The sequence below is a fragment of the Escherichia sp. WS3063 genome, assembly GCF_046486595.1.
In the GTDB taxonomy this organism is placed as follows: Bacteria; Pseudomonadota; Gammaproteobacteria; order Enterobacterales; family Enterobacteriaceae; genus Escherichia; species Escherichia coli.
Window position 1 is genome coordinate 242042 of the sequence record NZ_JBJQKY010000005.1, and the last position, 23886, is coordinate 265927.

The 23886-nt window shown below is 50.2% G+C and carries 17 protein-coding genes; 6 read left to right on the forward strand and 11 right to left on the reverse strand.

Annotation, left to right across the window (positions count from 1 at the left end; all coding sequences use genetic code 11):
• The first annotated feature begins 400 nt into the window (after positions 1 to 400).
• From focA to pflA, 3 genes are all read left to right on the forward strand, one after another.
• Positions 401 to 1258 (forward strand): formate transporter FocA, encoded by an 858-nt coding sequence (gene focA, locus ACJHYW_RS07370; protein ID WP_000642546.1) that lies wholly within the window; start codon positions 401 to 403, stop codon positions 1256 to 1258.
• 54 nt (positions 1259 to 1312) lie between these two features.
• Positions 1313 to 3595, forward strand: coding sequence for a formate C-acetyltransferase (gene pflB, locus ACJHYW_RS07375; protein WP_001292812.1), 2283 nt, complete (start codon positions 1313 to 1315; stop codon positions 3593 to 3595).
• A gap of 191 nt (positions 3596 to 3786) precedes the next feature.
• A complete protein-coding gene (pflA, locus tag ACJHYW_RS07380) occupies positions 3787 to 4527 on the forward strand; it encodes a pyruvate formate lyase 1-activating protein (protein WP_000111043.1) in 741 nt (246 codons plus the stop codon).
• 81 nt (positions 4528 to 4608) lie between these two features.
• Here the strand turns inward: pflA and ACJHYW_RS07385 are convergent, their stop codons facing one another.
• Complete coding sequence (locus ACJHYW_RS07385) at positions 4609 to 5199, reverse strand: NAD(P)H oxidoreductase (RefSeq protein ID WP_022645458.1); 591 nt, start codon at positions 5197 to 5199, stop codon at positions 4609 to 4611.
• 99 nt (positions 5200 to 5298) lie between these two features.
• On the opposite strand from ACJHYW_RS07385, the gene ACJHYW_RS07390 reads away from it, so the two are divergent.
• Positions 5299 to 6207 carry a LysR family transcriptional regulator gene (locus ACJHYW_RS07390; RefSeq protein WP_061092632.1) on the forward strand — a complete coding sequence of 303 codons (909 nt, stop codon included), beginning with the start codon at positions 5299 to 5301 and terminating at the stop codon, positions 6205 to 6207.
• Here the strand turns inward: ACJHYW_RS07390 and ACJHYW_RS07395 are convergent, their stop codons facing one another.
• Both ACJHYW_RS07395 and ACJHYW_RS07400 read right to left on the reverse strand, forming a co-directional pair.
• Positions 6208 to 7638, reverse strand: coding sequence for an APC family permease (locus tag ACJHYW_RS07395; RefSeq protein ID WP_000918503.1), 1431 nt, complete (start codon positions 7636 to 7638; stop codon positions 6208 to 6210).
• Positions 7639 to 7847: 209 nt separating this feature from the next.
• On the reverse strand, positions 7848 to 8996 hold the full coding sequence (locus ACJHYW_RS07400) for an MFS transporter (protein ID WP_000109288.1): 1149 nt from the start codon (positions 8994 to 8996) through the stop codon (positions 7848 to 7850).
• Between the two features lie 314 nt (positions 8997 to 9310).
• Here ACJHYW_RS07400 and ycaC point away from each other — a divergent pair, with 314 nt between their 5' ends.
• Positions 9311 to 9937, forward strand: coding sequence for an isochorismate family cysteine hydrolase YcaC (gene ycaC / locus ACJHYW_RS07405; protein WP_000165876.1), 627 nt, complete (start codon positions 9311 to 9313; stop codon positions 9935 to 9937).
• Between the two features lie 34 nt (positions 9938 to 9971).
• On the opposite strand, the gene dmsC is transcribed toward ycaC, so the two are convergent.
• The 8 genes from dmsC to lrp form a co-directional block, all read right to left on the reverse strand.
• Positions 9972 to 10835: a dimethyl sulfoxide reductase anchor subunit DmsC gene (gene dmsC / locus ACJHYW_RS07410; protein WP_112916812.1), complete on the reverse strand. Its 864-nt coding sequence runs from the start codon at positions 10833 to 10835 to the stop codon at positions 9972 to 9974.
• A 1-nt stretch (position 10836) separates the two neighbouring features.
• Entirely contained in the window at positions 10837 to 11454 is a 618-nt protein-coding gene (dmsB, locus tag ACJHYW_RS07415; protein WP_000213098.1) for a dimethylsulfoxide reductase iron-sulfur subunit DmsB, read from the reverse strand.
• 10 nt (positions 11455 to 11464) lie between these two features.
• Positions 11465 to 13909 (reverse strand): dimethylsulfoxide reductase subunit A, encoded by a 2445-nt coding sequence (gene dmsA, locus ACJHYW_RS07420; protein ID WP_000850332.1) that lies wholly within the window; start codon positions 13907 to 13909, stop codon positions 11465 to 11467.
• 238 nt (positions 13910 to 14147) lie between these two features.
• On the reverse strand, positions 14148 to 15440 hold the full coding sequence (serS, locus tag ACJHYW_RS07425) for a serine--tRNA ligase (protein ID WP_000886683.1): 1293 nt from the start codon (positions 15438 to 15440) through the stop codon (positions 14148 to 14150).
• A gap of 90 nt (positions 15441 to 15530) precedes the next feature.
• Positions 15531 to 16874: a replication-associated recombination protein RarA gene (rarA, locus tag ACJHYW_RS07430; RefSeq protein WP_000067771.1), complete on the reverse strand. Its 1344-nt coding sequence runs from the start codon at positions 16872 to 16874 to the stop codon at positions 15531 to 15533.
• A 10-nt stretch (positions 16875 to 16884) separates the two neighbouring features.
• Positions 16885 to 17496, reverse strand: a complete 612-nt coding sequence (lolA, locus tag ACJHYW_RS07435; RefSeq protein WP_001361928.1) for an outer membrane lipoprotein chaperone LolA — start codon at positions 17494 to 17496, stop codon at positions 16885 to 16887.
• A gap of 158 nt (positions 17497 to 17654) precedes the next feature.
• Complete coding sequence (gene ftsK / locus ACJHYW_RS07440) at positions 17655 to 21722, reverse strand: DNA translocase FtsK (RefSeq protein WP_061093092.1); 4068 nt, start codon at positions 21720 to 21722, stop codon at positions 17655 to 17657.
• Positions 21723 to 21856: 134 nt separating this feature from the next.
• Positions 21857 to 22351 carry a leucine-responsive transcriptional regulator Lrp gene (gene lrp / locus ACJHYW_RS07445; protein WP_000228473.1) on the reverse strand — a complete coding sequence of 165 codons (495 nt, stop codon included), beginning with the start codon at positions 22349 to 22351 and terminating at the stop codon, positions 21857 to 21859.
• A gap of 544 nt (positions 22352 to 22895) precedes the next feature.
• On the opposite strand from lrp, the gene trxB reads away from it, so the two are divergent.
• Entirely contained in the window at positions 22896 to 23861 is a 966-nt protein-coding gene (trxB, locus tag ACJHYW_RS07450; protein WP_000537432.1) for a thioredoxin-disulfide reductase, read from the forward strand.
• The last annotated feature ends 25 nt before the right edge of the window (positions 23862 to 23886 follow it).

The following is a 23886-nucleotide window of genomic DNA, read 5'->3' on the forward strand; positions in this document are numbered from 1 at the left end:
AATAGCCTACGCAATGTAGGCTTAATGATTCGTCTGAGTTATATTACGGGGCGTTTTTTTAATGCCCCGCTTTACATATATTTGCATTAATAAAATAATTGTAATTATAAAGTTAAATATCGGTAATTTGTATTTAATAAATACGATCGATATTGTTACTTTATTCGCCTGGTGCTCCCTTTTAATTAACTGTTTTAGCGGAGGATGCGGAAAAAATTCAACTCATTTGTTAATTTTTAAAATTTATTTTTATTTGGATAATCAAATATTTACTCCGTATTTGCATAAAAACCATGCGAGTTACGGGCCTATAAGCCAGGCGAGATATGATCTATATCAATTTCTCATCTATAATGCTTTGTTAGTATCTCGTCGCCGACTTAATAAAGAGAGAGTTAGTGTGAAAGCTGACAACCCTTTTGATCTTTTACTTCCTGCAGCAATGGCCAAAGTGGCCGAAGAGGCAGGTGTCTATAAAGCAACGAAACATCCGCTTAAGACTTTCTATCTGGCGATTACCGCCGGTGTTTTCATCTCAATCGCATTCGTCTTCTATATCACAGCAACCACTGGCACAGGAACAATGCCCTTCGGCATGGCAAAACTGGTTGGCGGCATTTGCTTCTCTCTGGGGCTGATTCTTTGTGTTGTCTGCGGAGCCGATCTCTTTACTTCCACAGTGTTGATTGTTGTTGCTAAGGCGAGTGGGCGCATCACCTGGGGTCAGTTGGCGAAAAACTGGCTAAATGTCTATTTTGGCAACCTGGTCGGCGCACTGCTGTTTGTACTTTTAATGTGGCTTTCCGGCGAGTATATGACCGCGAATGGTCAATGGGGACTAAACGTCCTACAAACCGCCGACCACAAAGTGCACCATACTTTTATTGAGGCCGTCTGCCTTGGTATCCTGGCAAACCTAATGGTATGTCTGGCAGTATGGATGAGTTATTCTGGCCGCAGCCTGATGGATAAAGCGTTCATTATGGTGCTGCCGGTCGCGATGTTTGTTGCCAGCGGTTTTGAGCACAGTATCGCAAACATGTTTATGATCCCGATGGGTATTGTAATCCGCGACTTCGCATCTCCGGAATTCTGGACCGCTGTCGGTTCTGCACCGGAAAATTTTTCTCACCTGACCGTGATGAACTTCATCACTGATAACCTGATTCCGGTTACGATCGGTAATATTATCGGCGGTGGTTTGTTGGTTGGGTTGACATACTGGGTCATTTACCTGCGTGAAAACGATCACCATTAATGGTTGTCGAAGTACGCAGTAAATAAAAAATCCACTTAAGAAGGTAGGTGTTACATGTCCGAGCTTAATGAAAAGTTAGCCACAGCCTGGGAAGGTTTTACCAAAGGTGACTGGCAGAATGAAGTAAACGTCCGTGACTTCATTCAGAAAAACTACACTCCGTACGAGGGTGACGAGTCCTTCCTGGCTGGCGCTACTGAAGCGACCACCACCCTGTGGGACAAAGTAATGGAAGGCGTTAAACTGGAAAACCGCACTCACGCGCCAGTTGACTTTGACACCGCTGTTGCTTCCACCATCACCTCTCACGACGCTGGCTACATCAACAAAGCGTTGGAAAAAGTTGTTGGTCTGCAGACTGAAGCTCCGCTGAAACGTGCTCTTATCCCGTTCGGTGGTATCAAAATGATCGAAGGTTCCTGCAAAGCGTACAACCGCGAACTGGACCCGATGATCAAAAAAATCTTCACTGAATACCGTAAAACTCACAACCAGGGCGTGTTCGACGTTTACACTCCGGACATCCTGCGTTGCCGTAAATCCGGTGTTCTGACCGGTCTGCCAGATGCTTATGGCCGTGGTCGTATCATCGGTGACTACCGTCGCGTTGCGCTGTACGGTATCGACTACCTGATGAAAGACAAATACGCTCAGTTCACCTCTCTGCAGGCTGATCTGGAAAACGGCGTAAACCTGGAACAGACTATCCGTCTGCGCGAAGAAATCGCTGAACAGCACCGCGCTCTGGGTCAGATGAAAGAAATGGCTGCGAAATACGGCTACGACATCTCTGGTCCGGCTACCAACGCTCAGGAAGCTATCCAGTGGACTTACTTCGGCTACCTGGCTGCTGTTAAGTCTCAGAACGGTGCTGCAATGTCCTTCGGTCGTACCTCCACCTTCCTGGATGTGTACATCGAACGTGACCTGAAAGCTGGCAAGATCACCGAACAAGAAGCGCAGGAAATGGTTGACCACCTGGTCATGAAACTGCGTATGGTTCGCTTCCTGCGTACTCCGGAATACGATGAACTGTTCTCTGGCGACCCGATCTGGGCAACCGAATCTATCGGTGGTATGGGCCTCGACGGTCGTACCCTGGTTACCAAAAACAGCTTCCGTTTCCTGAACACCCTGTACACCATGGGTCCGTCTCCGGAACCGAACATGACCATTCTGTGGTCTGAAAAACTGCCGCTGAACTTCAAGAAATTCGCCGCTAAAGTGTCCATTGACACCTCTTCTCTGCAGTATGAGAACGATGACCTGATGCGTCCGGACTTCAACAACGATGACTACGCTATCGCTTGCTGCGTAAGCCCGATGATCGTTGGTAAACAAATGCAGTTCTTCGGTGCGCGTGCAAACCTGGCGAAAACCATGCTGTACGCAATCAACGGCGGCGTTGACGAAAAACTGAAAATGCAGGTTGGTCCGAAGTCTGAACCGATCAAAGGCGATCTCCTGAACTACGATGAAGTGATGGAGCGCATGGATCACTTCATGGACTGGCTGGCTAAACAGTACATCACTGCACTGAACATCATCCACTACATGCACGACAAGTACAGCTACGAAGCCTCTCTGATGGCGCTGCACGACCGTGACGTTATCCGCACCATGGCGTGTGGTATCGCTGGTCTGTCCGTTGCTGCTGACTCCCTGTCTGCAATCAAATATGCGAAAGTTAAACCGATTCGTGACGAAGACGGTCTGGCTATCGACTTCGAAATCGAAGGCGAATACCCGCAGTTTGGTAACAACGATCCGCGTGTAGATGACCTGGCTGTTGACCTGGTAGAACGTTTCATGAAGAAAATTCAGAAACTGCACACCTACCGTGACGCAATCCCGACTCAGTCTGTTCTGACCATCACTTCTAACGTTGTGTATGGTAAGAAAACTGGTAACACCCCAGACGGTCGTCGTGCTGGCGCGCCGTTCGGACCGGGTGCTAACCCGATGCACGGTCGTGACCAGAAAGGTGCAGTAGCCTCTCTGACTTCCGTTGCTAAACTGCCGTTTGCTTACGCTAAAGATGGTATCTCCTACACCTTCTCTATCGTTCCGAACGCACTGGGTAAAGACGACGAAGTTCGTAAGACCAACCTGGCTGGTCTGATGGATGGTTACTTCCACCACGAAGCATCCATCGAAGGTGGTCAGCACCTGAACGTTAACGTGATGAACCGTGAAATGCTGCTCGACGCGATGGAAAACCCGGAAAAATATCCGCAGCTGACCATCCGTGTATCTGGCTACGCAGTACGTTTCAACTCGCTGACTAAAGAACAGCAGCAGGACGTTATTACTCGTACCTTCACTCAATCTATGTAATTAGATTTGACTGAAATCGTACAGTAAAAAGCGTACAATAAAGGCTCCACGAAAGTGGGGCCTTTTTTAGCACGAGAGCCTTTTTTGTCAGCTATCTATACTTTAAGGTGACTGCCAAAACAGACTCGACGTAGCCTTCGAGCTGCGCACCAACACGGCCTCAGATGGGCCACATCTGGAGAAACACCGCAATGTCAGTTATTGGTCGCATTCACTCCTTTGAATCCTGTGGAACCGTAGACGGCCCGGGTATTCGCTTTATCACCTTTTTCCAGGGCTGCCTGATGCGCTGCCTGTATTGTCATAACCGCGACACCTGGGACACGCATGGCGGTAAAGAAGTTACCGTTGAAGATTTGATGAAGGAAGTGGTGACCTATCGCCACTTTATGAACGCTTCCGGCGGCGGCGTTACCGCATCCGGCGGTGAAGCAATCCTGCAAGCCGAATTCGTTCGCGACTGGTTCCGCGCCTGCAAAAAAGAAGGCATTCATACCTGTCTGGACACCAACGGTTTTGTTCGTCGTTACGATCCGGTGATTGATGAACTGCTGGAAGTAACCGACCTGGTAATGCTCGATCTCAAACAGATGAACGACGAGATCCACCAAAATCTGGTTGGAGTTTCCAACCACCGCACGCTGGAGTTTGCTAAATATCTGGCGAATAAAAATGTGAAGGTGTGGATCCGCTACGTTGTTGTCCCAGGCTGGTCTGACGATGACGATTCAGCGCATCGCCTCGGTGAATTTACCCGTGATATGGGCAACGTTGAGAAAATCGAGCTTCTCCCCTACCACGAGCTGGGCAAACACAAATGGGTGGCGATGGGTGAAGAATACAAACTTGATGGTGTTAAACCACCGAAGAAAGAGACCATGGAACGCGTGAAAGGCATTCTTGAGCAGTACGGTCATAAGGTAATGTTCTAATTTCCCCGTAAAGCGGCAACTTTATTGAGTTGCCGCTTTGTTATTCCGCGCTTCATTCTGCTACAGCGTTTTTAATACATCTTATAGTGCATCTACCATATCCCGTACCTGAGATAATAACGACTGATAATAGCTCGCGTGAAGTTCTTCCCCATCGAATACCACTGTATTACACAAGAAAGTGACATCGGCATCTTCAATACCAAGATAACTGCACATATTTTTCAAATAATCGCTTATATTTTTTCCCCAGCCCATCTGGACAAATGACTCTTTGTCTCCCCCTACCAACGCCACCCAACGAACTTTATTGAATGGTAATTTATGCCCCTCTCCATAAGCCAGACCATTATTCCATACTCTGTCAATATATCCTTTTAGCATTGCCGGGAAGCTGTACCACCAGAGAGGAAAAACCACCACTAACGTGTCATGTTCAAGCAGCTCTGAATAAAGCTGATGAACCTCTGGAGAATAACGTTTATCCATATTCTTCCAGTCTGGTTCATCTTCCGGCGTCATCACCGGGTTGAAATTACGCCGATATAAATCGAGTTCCGTCACCTGTATTTTCCGCTCCATTGCCCGCTGATGGATCGCATCAGCAATATGTGCGGTCAATGAATCATGACGAGGATGGGCCCATACCAAATAAATACGTTCAGACTGCATAATTTTACCTCCACGTTAAGTTCTGGAGCGCACTTTACGCAGGCGGCATCATCCTGTAAACGTGATGATTCAGGATGAGTTAATGAAGGATTTTCACTAATGCGGATGAATATGTCTGACTTTGCCACTTTCTTTGCCGTGGCCCGTAATCAAAGCTTTCGTGCAGCGGGCGATGAGTTAGGCTTATCCTCGTCCGCCATTAGCCATAGTATTAAAACACTGGAACAACGTCTTAAAATTCGCTTATTCAATCGGACAACCCGAAGCGTATCGTTAACGGAAGCGGGTTCTAATCTCTATGAACGATTGCGCCCAGCTTTCGACGAAATTCAGATCATGTTAGATGAGATGAATGATTTTCGTCTGACACCGACAGGTACGCTCAAAATCAATGCCGCCCGGGTAGCTGCACGTATATTTTTAATGCCTTTACTGGTTGGTTTCACACGTGAATATCCTGATATTAAAGTCGAGCTCACAACTGACGACTCTCTTGTTGATATCGTCCAGCAGGGCTTTGACGCTGGCGTTCGACTTAGTGGCATCGTCGAAAAAGATATGATCAGCGTGGCGATCGGCCCGCCAGTGAAATTATGTGTAGCAGCAACGCCAGAGTACTTTGCAAGATATGGTAAACCCCGCCATCCTCATGATCTGCTTAATCATCAATGTGTCGTTTTTCGTTATCCCAGCGGCAAACCTTTCCACTGGCAATTTGCAAAGGAGCTGAAAATTGCTGTCGCAGGAAATATCATTCTGGATGATGTTGATGCTGAACTGGATGCCGTTTTGATGGGTGCTGGTATCGGGTATTTGCTCTATGAACAGATCAAGGAGTACCTTGATACCGGTCGTTTAGAATGTGTACTGGAAGACTGGATCACAGAGCGTCCAGGCTTCCAGATCTATTATCCAAACCGCCAGTATATGTCCTGCGGCTTGCGCGCATTTCTCGATTATGTAAAAACGGGTCAGATCTGCCAGAGTCAGCGTCACCGACCACAATAATTATTTACTATTCGCTTTACGCGCCAGCAGCGGGAATATCAGCCCTAATCCTACCAGCACAAACGGCGTTGCAACATTCAGCGCCAACTGGAAGGTCCACTCTGCGGTGAAGGCTTCCATTTTCGGGAAAATCCCCGTCAGGCAGGCAAAAGCGGTAAAGGCAAAACACCAAATCCCGACGGTCATTGCCAGAGACTTATTACGAATAAAGACATATTCCGGCTTATATTTCTGCGCCAGGCGAATGACTGCAATAAATGCAACAAATACCCATAAATAACGCAGCGGCATCACTACCGAGTTAAGATTCAACAGCCATTTATAGAGATTGTTCATATCACCGATGCCGAGAGTCGGCAGCATAATCAGAATTGCCACCAGCACCAGGGTCAGAAAATAGCCATTAACGGGCGTACCAGAAGCGTTGGTACGACATAGACTGGCTGGAATATATTTGCTGTCAGCATCACCTAATAGCACTTTAAGCGGGGCATCAATCGAGAATACCAGCGCAGCTACTTGTCCCAGGGTATTCGCAATGGCGTAAATCACCATTAAAGTATTACCCATGTTGTAATACTCGCCCAGTTTCTGAAAGGCGTAATACTGACCGTTAGTCATTAAGTCATCCGGGATATTACGCGAATCAAACATCATCCCCATCGCCAGCGAGCCCAGAATGGCACAAACCGCAACCATCACCGCCAGGCATAACATCCCTTTTGGAAATTCTTTTCCTGGGTTGCGTGTTTGATTAACGTAAGGAGAAATCTTCTCTGCTCCGCCAACCGCGAAAACCAGCATTGAAATAGTGGTGATGTAGGTAAAGTCGATATGAGGAATGAACGTTTCCCAGGTAATGTTTGTGGTCGCAATATGCACTTCAGTAATCGCAGGCGCGGTTACCGCCATCGCCACATACAGGAGCGACATAACAAACATCGCAATCCCTGCCACAGAACCGACGATTTTCAGCGATTTCATACCGCGTGAAGCAACCCACATAAAGAAGATAAACAGCACCAGCGTTAACCCCTGTAACGCTACGACTGAATATTCTTTGATTAGCGAACCGTCGCCTTTCATCGCCCAACCGAGCGCAATCAGTATTGCCTGGGGTTTTTGTGCCAGATAGGGAATATGCACCACCCAGTAGGTCCACGCGGCGAGATAAGCCAGTCCGGGTCCCATCGTGTGTTTAATCCAGGTACTGACCCCGCCCTTCCCATCTTTGAAGGTCGAACCTAACTGACCAACAATTAGCGCATAAGGTGTGAAATAGAGCGCAAAGATAAACACCCATGAAAAAACAACCACCAGCCCCTGGTTGGCATAGTTATTAACAACGTTGCCAAAACCCCAGACAGTGATAAAAGACATCAGCGCAATGTTGTACCATCGCAGCTGTTTTTCCTGAACATTCCCAGCCATAGACAAATCCTTCGCCAAAATTAAAGGGGCATCTGTAAAACGAGGGATTATGCGCGGCAAATAAGAAGTGCGGAAATAGCGAAATGCAAAATTATAACCTGCTGCACATTTTATTTTTAAACGAATAAAATTTGGAATAAAGCAAGTCAGATAGAAGAAACAAAAAAGCAGAGTGTGAAACAGTAAGTTCACACTCTGCTTGAATTCATTTACACGTGAGCAACGGGTTTCGGCGTATGACCGGCGTTGCGAAGCAGCATCAGCAAATAGATAAACGATACGCTGGCGATCATGATAAACAATAAATTATCGGAGAAATTCTGCATTAGCATGGCAGTAAATGACGGGCCAAGCAGACTTCCCACAGTATAGCTCAACAGTAAGGCCTGGTTCATCGCCACCAGTTGATGATGTTCAACTTTCTCGCAAGCCCATGCCATCGCCACCGGATATAGCGTAAAGCCAGCGGCACCGAGGATGAATAACGCTGGGGCCATCGCCGCCTGGCTAAGCATCGCGATACTGCCGAGAATGACGACAAAGACCTGAACACGCAACACCAGCAGTCGACCAAACTTATCCGCCAGACGTCCAATCGGCCATTGTCCAAGGATACCCGCACTGACCAGTACCGCCATCCAGAAACCAATGCTGGCATTGCTCACCCCTTTGTGATTGAGGTACAGCGGCATCAGGCCATATAGAGATCCCAGAACGATTCCTGAGATAATGCAGCCATTCACGCCAAGCCGCGCCTGACGGAGTTTTAGCATTGACGTAATTGACGTCGCATCATGGTTTTCAGCCTGCTGATTCAGGACACGCGTAAACAACAGCGGTAAGATCCCTGCCAACGTCAAACCTGTAACCCACGGCAATACACTCATCAACTCGGTTGAGACTTTGCTGACCAGTAACTGGCCTAAAAACGTTCCCACGTAATAAACCATCATATACGCAGCAAGCAAACGCCCACGGTTACGTGACGTCCCACTGCACATCAGCGCGCTCTCAACAACCACCCAAATCATGGCACAGCCGACGCCGGCGACAAAACGCCAAGCCAACCAGCTCCAGAATCCAATCATCAGGCCAAGGCCGGCACAGCCAGCGGCAAAAATGAAGGAGGCCAGATAATAGCTGCGGTTAAAGCCAATGCGCTTAATGACATACCCTGTCAGCAATGTACCGACCAGGTTGCCGGTAAAATAGGATGAGCTGACAACGCCTACCTGCCATGTGGACATGTGTTCCTGGGCGAGCCAAAGCGGCACGAGTGTATTTAACACTGCGATCGCCAGAGTCAACAAAAGCAGGCCAGACAGCAAAAGCATGACAGGCCGGGTATACGTGGACATGAATTAAAACCGTGAGGAAGTTCAAATTTCATGCGCATCATGCCACCGCCAAAAACATTGTCAATGGGTGAAAATACGCGCATATCGCAGCTGAGGTATTATCGATTTATATTACTCATTCATAACGCTAATGCTGGAGAGACGATTAATCTCATCTGATTGTTTTTATTGATCTAACACAAATTTCATACGCTTCGTTCAGTCGAAAAATTTCATGGTCACAGCAAACTCATATTTCCCGTCTATGCTTTCAGAGCAATGCATCGCGTCTGACCGATTTCAGACGTACCACTGACTCTCGAAAGGAGAAGAGGATGACCAAACCGTATGTTCGTCTTGATAAAAATGATGCTGCCGTTTTGCTTGTTGATCACCAGGCTGGTTTACTTTCCCTTGTACGGGATATCGAACCCGATAAGTTTAAAAATAACGTGCTGGCGCTGGGTGATCTGGCTAAGTATTTCAACTTACCTACTATTCTTACCACCAGTTTTGAAACCGGTCCTAACGGCCCATTAGTTCCAGAACTGAAAGCACAGTTTCCCGATGCACCTTACATTGCTCGCCCGGGAAATATTAACGCCTGGGATAACGAAGATTTTGTAAAAGCTGTCAAAGCGACAGGTAAAAAACAGTTAATTATTGCCGGTGTGGTAACCGAAGTTTGCGTGGCATTCCCGGCGCTTTCAGCCATTGAAGAAGGGTTTGACGTCTTTGTCGTGACTGACGCGTCAGGGACCTTTAATGAAATTACCCGGCATTCGGCGTGGGATCGCATGTCGCAAGCTGGTGCGCAATTGATGACATGGTTCGGCGTGGCGTGCGAGCTGCATCGCGACTGGCGTAATGATATTGAAGGACTGGCGACGTTGTTCTCTAACCATATTCCTGATTATCGTAATTTGATGACCAGTTATGACACGTTAACGAAGCAGAAATAAAAGAGAACCGGGGCCGAAACCCCGGTTGTTATGATTAGCTTGCGACGGCCATCCCCACGGTCATATGCAAACCATAGAATACGCCACGACCGATTAATTCCCCTGCCAGAAGCAGAATGAATGATACGGAAAGTAGCGGAACCGCAGGCTGATAACCTTTTAGCTGTGGTGCAATCCACAAGCACAGGGCAACAGCCAAAAGCACGATCCGCCAGGACATCAGCGCACCATAGTCCGGCACCAGCGCTGCGGCCTGCTGCACAGAACTATGAATAGTCGCCAGCTCTGCGCCCTGCATCACTGACATCACGCCACTCACTACCAGTGCCAGTACAGAAATTACTGGCAGCAGACGCATCGCCCAGCCATCGACGCCAGCCAGACTCAACAACAGGTAACCCAGTAACGGGCCGCCCATAAACATCGTCAGGAAGAAGCCCATCGGCGTCCAGATGCTGTACCAGGTCGGAACGGTATCAATGCTGTTATACACACGCACCATCATCCAGACAAAGATGACGCCAAGAACCATCGTCACTATCAGCCACAGCGTACGCAATGCCGGTGACAGCTTTTTCAGCATTGCCAGCAACCAGCCGATGCCACCAACAGCAAAAAAGATCGAACCGCTGGCGATTTCGTTACTGAGTGCTGAAGCCCCTACCCGGTTGAGCGAGTTAAAGGCGCGCATCGGTGAACCAAGATGAAGCATAGAGGCGATAAAGCCAATGCCCATCAGCACCCATAAACCAAACATGCAGGCAATAACACGCTGCTGGGCTTCTGCTCGCAGGTCGCCTTTGAGCAGCGCCAAAGCCAGAACGATAAAACCACCCGCTACACATTGCCCGAAGACCGTGAAGATCATCAGCGGCCATTCATGCCATCCACTTCCCATCTCACACCTCCTTCGGGTTTGCCAGATAGCCAGTGGTATCCCCGGTCGGGCGGCTGTTGGCATTGGGTTTGATCACAATATTCGGTTTGGTAAAGTGAGCTCGCGGCAACGGCGCAACGGCCGCCAGATCGCCATGTTTTTTACGCAGCTCGTCGATAGGGCCGAAATCCAGCGCCCGCAGCGGGCAAGATTCAACACAGATCGGCTTTTTCCCCTCCGCAACACGGTCATAACAACCATCGCATTTGGTCATATGGCCTTTCGTTTCGTTATATTGCGGTGCGCCATACGGGCAAGCCATATGGCAGTAGCGGCAGCCAATGCACACATCTTCATCGACCACAACAAAACCATCTTCACGTTTATGCATCGCACCGCTCGGGCAGACTTTAGTACAAGCCGGATCTTCGCAGTGGTTACATGAAATCGACAGATAGTAGGCAAACACGTTCTGATGCCAGACACCGTTATCTTCCTGCCAGTCACCGCCAGCATATTCATAAATGCGGCGGAAGCTGACTTCCGGCGTCAGATCTTTATAGTCTTTACAGGCCAGCTCGCAGGTTTTGCAACCGGTGCAACGGCTGGAATCAATAAAAAATCCATACTGGGTTGTCATCGGTTACTCCTTACACCTTTTCAACCTGAACAAGGTTTGTATGTGACGGATTCCCCTTAGCGAGAGGAGACGGACGTTGAGTGGTCAGTACGTTGATACAACCGCCCTTATCGACACGTTTTGCATCCGGGTCATACCAGGCACCTTCACCCAGTGCGACCACACCCGGCATCATTCGTGGCGTCACTTTCGCCTCAATATGAACCTCACCACGATCGTTAAAGATCCTGACTTTATCGCCGTTGTTGATACCTCGTTTTTGCGCATCAAGCGGGTTGATCCACATTTCCTGACGGCAAGCCGCTTTCAGCACATCAACGTTGCCGTAAGTTGAGTGAACGCGAGATTTATAGTGGAAACCCGTAAGCTGCAGCGGATATTGTTTGTTCAGCGGATCCTGATAACTTTCAAAGCCCGGCGTATAGATCGGCAGTGGATCGATCACATCGCCTTCTGGCAATTCCCAGGTCGCGGCAATGTCAGCCAGCGCCTGCGAATAAATCTCAATTTTACCCGATGGCGTGGTCAGTGGATTTGCCTGAGGATCTTCACGGAAAGCTTTATAAGCAACGTGGTGCCCTTGTGGGTCGCGCTTTTTAAAGATCCCCTGCTTGCGGAACTCTTCAAACGTTGGCAGTTCAGGAATCGCTTCCCGCGACTGGGCATACAGATGCCGCATCCACTCTTCCTGTGTACGGCCTTCAGTAAACTGTTGCTCAACGCCAAGACGTTTTGCCAGTTCGCTGGTCATTTCATAGATGGTCTTACATTCAAAGCGCGGTTTAATCACCTGATCGTTGAAAATCACGTAAGACATATTCCCGCAGGATGCATCCAGTGCAAAGTCCATCTGTTCGGAAGCGGTGCAGTCAGGCAGCAGGATGTCAGCATATTTCGCTGATGAGGTCATGTGGCAGTCGATAACCACAATCAGCTCGCACTTCTTATCATCCTGAAGGATTTCATGGGTACGGTTGATTTCAGAATGCTGGTTAATCAGGCAGTTACCGGCATAGTTCCAGATCATTTTGATCGGCACATCCAGCTTATCTTTCCCGCGCACACCATCACGCAGCGCTGTCATTTCCGGGCCACGTTCAATGGCATCGGTCCACATAAACATCGAAATGCTGGTCTGGATCGGGTTTTCGAGGGTCGGCATACGGACAAACGGTAAGCTGTATGAACCTTCACGCGCGCCGCTGTTCCCCCCGTTAATACCAACGTTACCGGTCAGAATCGCCAGCATCGAGATAGCACGGGTTGCGATTTCACCGTTAGCGTGACGCTGCGGGCCCCATCCCTGGCTGATAAACGCCGGTTTGGTACTGCCGATTTCACGAGCCAGTTTGATGATTTTGTCTGCCGGAACACCGGTGATTTGCGAGGCCCATTCCGGCGTTTTAGCCACGCCATCTGGCCCGTCACCCAGAATATAAGCTTTATAGTGACCATTTTTCGGCGCACTGGCTGGCAGTGTTTTCTCGTCGTAGCCAACGCAATATTTATCGAGGAATGCCTGATCCACCAGGTTTTCGGTGATCATGACATACGCCAGACCGTTAACCAGTGCGGCATCTGTTCCCGGACGAATAGGGATCCACTCATCTTCGCGCCCGGCACCGGTGTCGGTATAGCGCGGATCGATGATGATCATGCGAGCATTAGATTTCTGGCGCGCCTGTTCAAGATAGTAAGTCACCCCACCGCCACTCATTCGCGTTTCGCCAGGGTTATTACCAAACAGCACTACCAGTTTACTGTTTTCGATATCCGACGGGCTGTTACCATCTGCCCAGCCGCCGTAGGTATAGTTCAAACCTTCCGCAATTTGCGCGGAAGAGTAGTCACCGTAATGGTTCAGATAACCGCCGCAGCAGTTCATCAGGCGAGCGACCAGGGTATTTCCCGGCGGCCAGGAGCGGGTCATGGTGCCGCCCAGCGTACCGGTACCATAGTTCAGATAGATAGACTCGTTGCCGTACTCTTTGATCAGGCGCTGCATATTGGTCGCGATGATGTCGTAGGCTTCTTCCCAGCTAATGCGCTCGAATTTGCCTTCACCGCGCGCCCCGACTCGTTTCATCGGATATTTCAGGCGGTCCGGATTGTAGACACGGCGACGCATGGAACGCCCACGCAGACAGGCGCGCACCTGGTGCAGGCCGTCATAGTTGTCATCGCCGGTATTATCCGTTTCAACATATTTAATTTCACCGTCCACAACGTGCATACGTAGCGGGCAGCGGCTACCACAGTTAACTGTACAGGCGCTCCAGATTACCTTTTCGTCTGACTTTGCCGGAAGGGCACTATCAACAGCGTGCGCAATCCGACTAAAAGGTAATGTTAATGCGCTGCTGGCCATTGCCAGGCCGCCGATCGCTGTCGTTTTTACCAAACCACGGCGACTCACCTCAGCAGCCAATACCGCATCAGGGATTTTCGTTTTCATAATGGCTCACTCAAGCTTGCTCACGATTGATTCCAGTAACAAACCGTATTGTGTAATTATTTCTATAGCAGGTCGCTATATAGGCTTGTATACATCGAATAATTTGAAAATCAAAGAGATAGGTAGATTTTCACTCGAAAGTAGTATTACGTGTAAGTGAGGAGTAATTATTGTTCGGTATCAAAGGGAGACAAAAAAAGCGCCCGCAGGCGCTTTTTAGATTCAGAAAAATTGGGTATTAGCCAATATATTCCAGTCCGTTCATATACGGACGCAGAACTTCTGGTACTTCAATACGACCATCAGCCTGCTGATAGTTTTCCATTACTGCAACCAGCGTACGACCAACAGCCAGACCAGAACCGTTCAGGGTATGAACCAGACGGGTTTTCTTGTCCGACTTGCTGCGGCAACGTGCCTGCATACGACGTGCCTGGAAATCCCAAACGTTGGAGCAGGAAGAGATCTCACGGTAGGTGTTCTGTGCCGGGATCCATACTTCCAGGTCGTAAGTTTTGCAAGCGCCAAAGCCCATGTCGCCAGTGCAAAGGATGATTTTACGGTACGGCAGGCCCAGCAACTGCAGGACTTTTTCTGCATGACCAGTCATCTCTTCCAGCGCCGCCATTGAGTCTTCCGGGCGCACGATCTGCACCATTTCAACTTTGTCGAACTGGTGCATACGGATCAGACCACGGGTGTCACGACCATATGAACCGGCTTCAGAACGGAAGCATGGGGTGTGGGCGGTCATCTTAATTGGCAGATCATCTTCATCGATGATTTCACCGCGCACCAGGTTGGTCAGCGGAACTTCTGCCGTTGGGATCAGCGCATAGTTACTGGTGTCTGCTTCTTCTTCCAGCGGACGAGTATGGAACAGATCGCCAGCAAATTTCGGCAGTTGCCCCGTACCGTACAGCGTGTCCTGGTTAACCAGGTACGGAACATAGTTCTCACTGTAGCCATGCTGTTCGGTATGCAGATCCAGCATAAACTGCGACAGTGCGCGGTGCATGCGAGCAATCTGCCCTTTCATTACCACAAAGCGGGAACCGGTCAACTTAACTGCGGCTGCAAAGTCGAGGCCAGAGTGCATTTCACCCAGCGTCACATGGTCACGAACTTCAAAGTCAAACTCACGCGGGGTGCCCCAGCGGCTGACTTCAACGTTGTCATTTTCGTCTTTACCTACCGGCACTTCATCTGCAGGCAGGTTAGGGATGGTTAGCGCGATATCGCGAATTTCAGCCTGTAAAGCATCCAGCTCGGCTTTTGCTGCATCCAGCTCTTCGCCCAGTTTGTTCACTTCCAGACGTAAAGGCTCGATATCTTCCCCGCGCGCTTTCGCCTGGCCAATGGATTTCGATCGGGAGTTACGCTCCGCTTGCAGGTTTTCCGTTTTGACCTGCAATACTTTACGACGCTCTTCAAGAGCGCCCAGCTTATCTACATCCAGCTTAAAGCCCCGGCGTGCCAGTTTTTCAGCGACTGCGTCTGGCTCATTACGCAGCAGATTGGGATCGAGCATGCTTATCCTGTGCTTATCGAATTAAATGGGAGATGTGGCCACAGCCTGCGACCACAGGGATACAGTAACAACATTACCGCAACGATAACATTAACGGTAGCGTTTTATGGGGCTATTTTGATCCTGTTCAGCCAGCCAGGCGAGCTTTTCGCCAATCTTGCCTTCAAGGCCCCTGTTTGTCGGGAAATAATAGCGTGTTTGTGCTATTTCCGGCGGGAAATAAACCTCACCGGCAGCATAAGCGTTTGCTTCATCATGAGCGTAACGATATTCCTGCCCGTAGCCCATTTCCTTCATTAATTTCGTCGGCGCATTACGCAAATGAACCGGCACGTCATAATCCGGACGTTCGCGAGCATCGGCCAGCGCGGCTTTAAACGCGGTGTAGACAGCGTTGCTTTTTGGCGCGCAGGCGAGGTAAACAATCGCCTGAGCAATGGCGCGTTCACCTTCCGCCGGGCCAACGCGAGTAAAGCAATCCCAGGCCGCAATTGCCACCTGCATCGCTCGTGGATCAGCATTACCCACATCTTCCGACGCTATCGCCAGACAGCGACGCGCGACATATAACGGATCGCCTCCGGCAGTAATAATTCGCGCATACCAGTACAGCGCCGCATCGGGTGCGCTACCACGTACCGACTTATGCAGTGCGGAAATGAGATCGTAAAAGCGATCGCCTTTGTTATCAAAGCGGGCGCTACGTTCACCGGCGATTTCGGTCAGTAATTCAGGTTTCAGGACCCGCTTACCGCTATCATCGACTTCGGCCATATCCGCCATCATTTCCAGCGTATTTAACGCCCGGCGCGCGTCGCCATTCACCAGTTCAGCAATGGCGCGTCGTGTTTCATCTGGCAGAACAATATCCTGACCACCATAGCCACGGGTCTTGTCTTCCATCGCCTGAGTTAGTACTTGCTCAATATCCTTTGTACTGAGGGATTTCAGCAGATAGACACGGGCACGGGAAAGCAGTGCCGAATTAAGCTCAAATGACGGGTTTTCAGTGGTTGCGCCAATAAAAGTGATGGTGCCGTCTTCAATATGTGGCAGAAATGCATCCTGCTGGCTTTTGTTGAAACGGTGAACTTCGTCAACAAAAAGAATAGTGCGGCGACCTGCATTGCGGTTTTGCCGAGCGCGCTCAATCGCCTCGCGAATCTCTTTCACGCCAGAGGTGACAGCAGAAATACGTTCCACATCAGCGTTCGCATAGCGGGCAATCACTTCAGCGAGGGTTGTTTTGCCGGTACCCGGTGGCCCCCAGAGGATCATAGAATGCAAATGCCCGGCTTCGATAGCGCGCGGCAACGGCTTCCCCGCAGCCAGCAAATGTTGCTGGCCGATATACTGTGCTAAATTTTCTGGCCGCATACGCGCGGCCAGAGGTTGAAAAGTATTATCCGAAAAATCGAGCGACAGATTGCTCACTCAGGTGCCTCTACTTACGTTGATCATCTACCGTGACGCCTTGCGGCGGGGTGAAGGTAAATTTCGCTGCATCCACAGCCCCATTTTGCTGGGATTTCAGTTGATAACTGCTGCGCTGATCGTCCTGCTCCACCGCGCTAAACTGATGGATTGTGCCATCACGTCCCACGTTAATGGTGAACTGCTTCAGATTGCCATTGCTGGCTTTCGGCGTCAGGACAAAGTCATCGCCATTCTGTTTGATATTGTACTGCTGCCAGTCGCTGGACTGGTTGCGGGCAATCAGCATAAACGGCGTATTACCGGTGGCATCTTTCAGCCAGGTTGCCGTAGCTTGCTCAACGAACGGGTTATAGAACCACAGTGTTTTACCGTCAGAAACCAGAATGCTTTCGTCAGGTTGAGTCATATGCCAGTTGAATAAGTTTGGACGTTTCACCCACAGATCGCCCTGACCTTCCTGCACCGCCGCGCCGCTACCGTCAGTCACTTTTTGTGTGAAGCTGGCGTGGAAGCTGCTGACTTTATCCAGGCGGCTTTTCAGATCGCTTGCGGCATCAGCCCAAACGCTGCTTGCTACTAAGCTTGAGAGTAATACACAGGTGATAGCAATTTTTTTCATCATTATTCCTCAAATTACGTCACTCCCGACCGGGAGCTCCCTCTACTCTCTATTCCAGGCTAATAATCAGCTTGAGGAAAGAAGAAAATACTGAATTTTCAGTTGATAGAGTGCCGGATGCGACGCTACCGCGCCTTTTCCGGCATACGATGCATTAATTAGTCAAACGGCGGTGGGGCCAGCACTTCACGATTACCGTTGTGCCCCTGTTCGCTGACAATCCCCTGCGCTTCCATCTGTTCGATAATACGCGCTGCACGGTTATAACCAATGCGGAACTGACGCTGTACGCCAGAAATTGATGCTTTGCGTTTTTCAGTGACAAACTGCACCGCCTGATCGAACAACGGATCCAGTTCTTCAGCGCCATCGAAACCGCCCGCGCCACCTTCGCTTTCACTGTCGGAGGTGATGCCATCAACATACTGTGGGCGACCACGCGCTTTCCAGTCCTGCACCACGGCATGAACTTCCTGATCGCGAACAAAAGCACCATGAACACGTACCGGCAACGTGGAGTTCGGCCCAGAGTAAAGCATATCCCCCATACCCAGCAGTGATTCCGCGCCAGCCTGATCAAGAATGGTACGTGAGTCAATCTTACTGGATACGGTAAAGGCGATACGGGTCGGAATATTCGCTTTAATCAGACCAGTAATAACATCAACCGATGGACGTTGAGTTGCCAGTACGAGGTGGATACCCGCGGCACGGGCTTTTTGCGCCAGACGTGCTATAAGCTCTTCCACTTTTTTACCTACCGTCATCATCAGGTCGGCAAATTCGTCCACCAACACCACAATGTACGGTTCTTTTTTCAGCACCGGATGCTGGGCATCCATACTGTCACCCGGCTTCCAGTACGGGTCTGGAATCGGACGCATCATGCGATCGGCTTCAGCAATTTTTTCGTTATAACCCGCCAGATTACGCACACCCAGCGCAGACATCAGTTTATAACGACGCTCCATCTCGTTAACACACCAGCGCAGCGCGTTGGCGGCATCTTTCATATCAGTAACAACTTCCGTTAACAGATGCGGAATGCCTTCATAAACCGAAAGCTCCAGCATTTTCGGGTCGATCATGATGAAACGCACATCTTCTGGCTGTGCTTTATAAAGCATGCTCAGGATCATCGCGTTCACCCCGACAGACTTACCGGAACCGGTAGTCCCCGCAACCAACAAGTGCGGCATTTTTGCCAGATCGGCAACCACCGGCTCACCGGCGATATCTTTACCCAGCACCACGGTTAATGGCGACGGATTATCGCGGAATTTGGCGTTATCCAAAACTTCGCGCAGATAAACGGTTTGTCGTTTTTTATTCGGTAACTCCAGACCTACATAGGGTTTGCCAGGAATAACTTCAACGACACGCACCGCCACCGTCGAAAGTGAACGGGCAAGGTCCCGTGACAAGTTAGAAATGCGCGCCGCTTTTACGCCAGGTGCCAGGTTAAGTTCAAAGCGAGTGATAACTGGCCCCGGAGAGTAATTGACGACATCGGCTTTAATACGGAAATCAGCCAGACGCGCTTCCACCAGACGCGCCATTTGTTCAAGCGCAAAGGTATCTACCGGCTCCACTTCGCTCGGCGGCGGCGTCAACAAATCCAGAGAAGGCAGCGGCGTCGTCGGTTTATGCAACGGACGGCTGTCGCCATTACGCATCAACAGCGGATGAAGCAGGGTATCCTGCGGCTGTGGCGCAACTGGCTGTTGTGGCTGCTGATACTGCGGCTGCGGCGCAACTGGCTGTTGTGGTTGCTGATATTGCGGCTGCGGCGCAACCGGTTGTTGTGGCTGCTGATACTGCGGCTGCGGCGCAACTGGCTGTTGCGGCTGCTGATATTGCGGCTGTGGTGCAACCGGCTGTTGCGGCTGCTGATATTGCTGCTGCGGTGCAACCGGCTGTTGCGGCTGCTGATACTGCGGCTGCGGCGCAACTGGTTGCTGCGGCTGCTGATACTGTTGCTGCGGTGCAATCGGTTGTTGCGGCTGCTGTACAGGTTCAACAATTGGCGTAAACAGCGGTTCGTGTGGACCATCATCCAGCAACGCTTTCATTGGCGAAAATTCAAAATCATCCAGAGTGAACGGATTCGCCCCAGCCGGTTGTTCGCCGGAATAACGTTGTTGTTGAGTTTGAGCAAACTGACGAGCCAGTTCAGCCTCTGCCGCAGCATCTGCATCTTCTGCGTTCACGGGCACATCATGTTGATACTGTTCGCCGTAGCGTTGCTGCTGTGTCTGGGCGAATTGACGCGCCAGTTCATCCTGCTGCATCGCATCGATTTCATCATCGTTATACTGATCGCCAGAATCATACTGATTGCGCTGGGCTTCACGGGCTTTTTCTTCTGCCGCACGCTGTGAGGGCAGCTTAATACCGTAAGACGCCAGTTCACGACGAGTTGGCACGCGGATGCGTTTCGGTCGTGGCAACTGGGGGCCAATCCCCTCTTTGACCTGCGGACGCGGTCCACCGCTATTTGCCAGACTGAAGACTGGCGCGGCAACGGTTGCGGCAGCCCCCGTCGCCAGTGTCGCTTTTTTCACGCCAGATGCCAGCGGAGAAACGGCGGCAGCGGCTTCCACTGGAGGTACTGCTGCAACAGAAGGTGCTTTCAGCGAAGATTTGATCGGTTCTGGTTCTTTAACCGGTTCAGGAATCGGTTGATACCAGGCCGCAAGTTGTTCACGTTCACGGGCACGCTTCTCTTCCACTTCTTCAAAATAGTAAAGCGGCGGACGCGCGGGTTTTGTCTCTTCTACAACGGGTTCAGGCTCCACAACAGGCTGCTGTTCAACGGGTTGCGGCTGTTGGTACAACGGCTCCTGAGCGGCTGGCTGCTGATAAGTTTGCTCAGTCTGGTATGTAGACTGTGGAGCAAAAGTGGATTGCTGCTCTTCGGCTTGCCAGGCGTTACCTGCCACCGGTTGTTCCGGCGCAGGAGCGTAGTAAGGTTGTTGCACAGGCTGTTCCGCTGCAGGCGCATAATACGGCTGCTGTGGCTGTACAGGTTGTTGCAGCGGCTCATTATATTGCACTGCAGGCTGCGCATATTGTGACTGCTGTGGGTAACCTTCCGGTGCAGGTGCAATAACCGGTTCTCCTGTTTGCGGCCCCGGTACAGGCTGCCAGGCTACTGTAGGTTGCGTAGGTGGAACATCAACAGAGGCAACTGGCGGCGTCTGAGTCACAGGTTCAACCGGTGCAGCCCAGCTTTGTGTCGCCGTGGTAGCAGCAGCTGCTACAGCAACAGGTTCGGTAATTGGCGCACCGTTTAATAATGGATCGTACTCGTCATATTCTGGCTGCGTTGCACGATTGCCCGAAAAGAGGACGTCGTCAGGGTCGGCAGCCACACCGCGTGCAGTGTAGGTAATCTCTTCGTCATCATCCATCCGCTTACCGGAGAACAACGCAGCGTCTGTTTGCCGCCCCATCGGATTAATGAATTTTTCCGCCAACCGTTTACGACGCGCTAGCGCGCCGCGAAGAATACGGGCACGGCGTGATTCATGCTGTTTGCCGTGATTTTCATCTTCATACTCTTCGTCGTCTTCATACTCATCTTCATCGACCCAGGTATCATCGCGACGGGTACGATTACTGGCGAAGGTAAGAATATTTAAAATCCAGCCGCCGAGTTTTTCAGCAATGGTCACCCATGACCAACCGGTGAACAGCGTCAGGCCCGCTGCCCAAACGCAGAGCAGTGCAATAGTTCCCCCGCTACTGTGTAGCAGTGGTTGTAGCGTAGTGCTCAGTAAGCTGCCAATGACGCCACCGGAGGCAAAATACCAGATATCGTCAGCGTTGATTGCCGCCAGACCACAGGAGGTAAGGATGAGCGCCAAAACGCCAATGATGCGTAGCGAAACGGCAAAATAATCAATGTATTCGTCGCTGGACTGATGACGCCAGGCAAACCAACAACCGCCGACAATAATGACGGGAATGGTGTAAGCCATCACGCCAAAAATAAAGAACAGCGTATCTGCCAGCCATGCACCGGGCATCCCACCTAAATTATGGATAGGTTCATGCCAGGCCGTTTGCGACCAGCTGGGGTCCGAAGGGTTAAAGCTTAGTAAGGCAGCCATCAACCAGACGGCAAACAGGACAATAAGGATCAGCAACGCCTCCAGAAGGCGGCGGCCGCTACTTAACTTTGTCAATGTGACTTCTTTGTCTTCAGTGTATTCCTGGCTCAAGAAAGGCTCTCCAGGTTACAGGCTTTTCCTGCCCGATGCTAAAACGGACAACAGTACCAGGTTACCCCAGTACTGTTGCTGTATGGATTAACAGGAGTGTAATCAAAATACGCCGATTTTGCACCTGTTCCGTGTTAGCGCGTCTTAATAACCAGACGATTACTCTGCTTGACTTCTTCCATAACAACGTATGTCCGTGTGTCATTGACGCCAGGCAGACGCAGCAGGGTTTCCCCCAGCAACTTACGGTAAGCTGACATATCCGGCACGCGTGTTTTCAACAAGTAGTCGAAATCACCGGATACTAAATGACACTCCTGAATTTCTTCAAGTTTTTGTACAGCGGTATTGAATTGTTCAAACACATCCGGTGCGCCACGATTCAGAGTAATCTCAACGAATACCAGAAGTGATGCATCCAGATAATGGGGGTTCAGCAGCGCCGTATAGCCCTGAATAAACCCTTGTCTTTCCAGCCGACGCACACGCTCAAGGCACGGCGTTGGGGAAAGTCCCACACGTTTAGAAAGCTCGACGTTAGAAATACGCCCATCCTTTTGCAACTCATTAAGAATGTTACGATCGATACGGTCGAGATCTTTGCCAGGGCGCTTCTTGCTATCTACCATTATTATTGTCTCTCTGTATTCCTTCCCTACTCCTGTCTGACCCTGAAACATCACTGTTCAGAGTCGCTACCCGTCACGATAGACCGAAATCATGAAGATTCACGGCGCGCAATGCCTGGGTCTACGGTGAGAAGACCGTTGCCTTGTGGCAGCTATCGACATCACGAATGGCGTCTGTCCACGCCATACGTAGATTTCACTAGCACGGTAAACATGGTATTTACATGCATGGTTATGCGCATATAAGAATACTGTTTTTTTTCTTCCTCGAATGTTTTCGCAAAACACCAGGGGATTGTCAAAGCAAAACATCGATTTTTAGTACAACATGCCAGATATTCATTAACAGGGGCGTTTATTCATCATTTAATCGGCTTATAAAGCGGGAAATTTAAGTAGCAGAGGTGATAATGACGGGAGAATTTGACCTGCTTATCGATGCTGCCGATTGCACAAATTGTTAACAAAATCGTCATACTCTTTTTTTACGTCTGTAAATTCCCTACAATCCTGCCCATTGTCTGCCAACAACTATGGGGATCTCATGGGCACGACCAAACACAGTAAACTGCTTATCCTGGGTTCAGGCCCGGCGGGATACACCGCTGCTGTCTACGCGGCGCGCGCCAACCTGCAACCTGTGCTGATTACCGGCATGGAAAAAGGCGGCCAACTGACCACCACCACGGAAGTGGAAAACTGGCCTGGCGATCCAAACGATCTGACCGGTCCGTTATTAATGGAGCGCATGCACGAACATGCCACCAAATTTGAAACTGAAATCATCTTTGATCACATCAACAAAGTTGATTTGCAAAATCGTCCGTTCCGTCTGACTGGCGATAGCGGCGAATATACTTGCGACGCGCTGATTATTGCCACCGGAGCTTCTGCACGCTATCTCGGCCTGCCATCTGAAGAAGCCTTTAAAGGCCGTGGGGTTTCTGCTTGTGCAACCTGCGACGGTTTCTTCTATCGCAACCAGAAAGTTGCGGTCATCGGCGGCGGCAATACCGCGGTTGAAGAGGCGTTGTATCTGTCTAACATCGCTTCGGAAGTGCATCTGATTCACCGCCGTGACGGTTTCCGCGCGGAAAAAATCCTTATTAAGCGTCTGATGGATAAAGTGGAGAACGGCAACATCATTCTACACACCAACCGTACGCTGGAAGAGGTGACCGGCGATCAGATGGGCGTCACTGGCGTTCGTCTGCGCGATACGCAAAACAGCGATAACATCGAGTCACTCGACGTTGCAGGTCTGTTTGTTGCTATCGGTCACAGCCCGAATACTGCCATTTTCGAAGGGCAGCTGGAACTGGAAAACGGCTACATCAAAGTACAGTCGGGTATTCATGGTAATGCCACCCAGACCAGCATCCCTGGCGTCTTTGCCGCAGGCGACGTGATGGATCACATTTATCGCCAGGCTATTACATCTGCGGGTACAGGCTGCATGGCAGCACTTGATGCGGAACGCTACCTCGATGGTTTAGCTGACGCAAAATAATTTTACAAATCAGTAACAAAAGTAA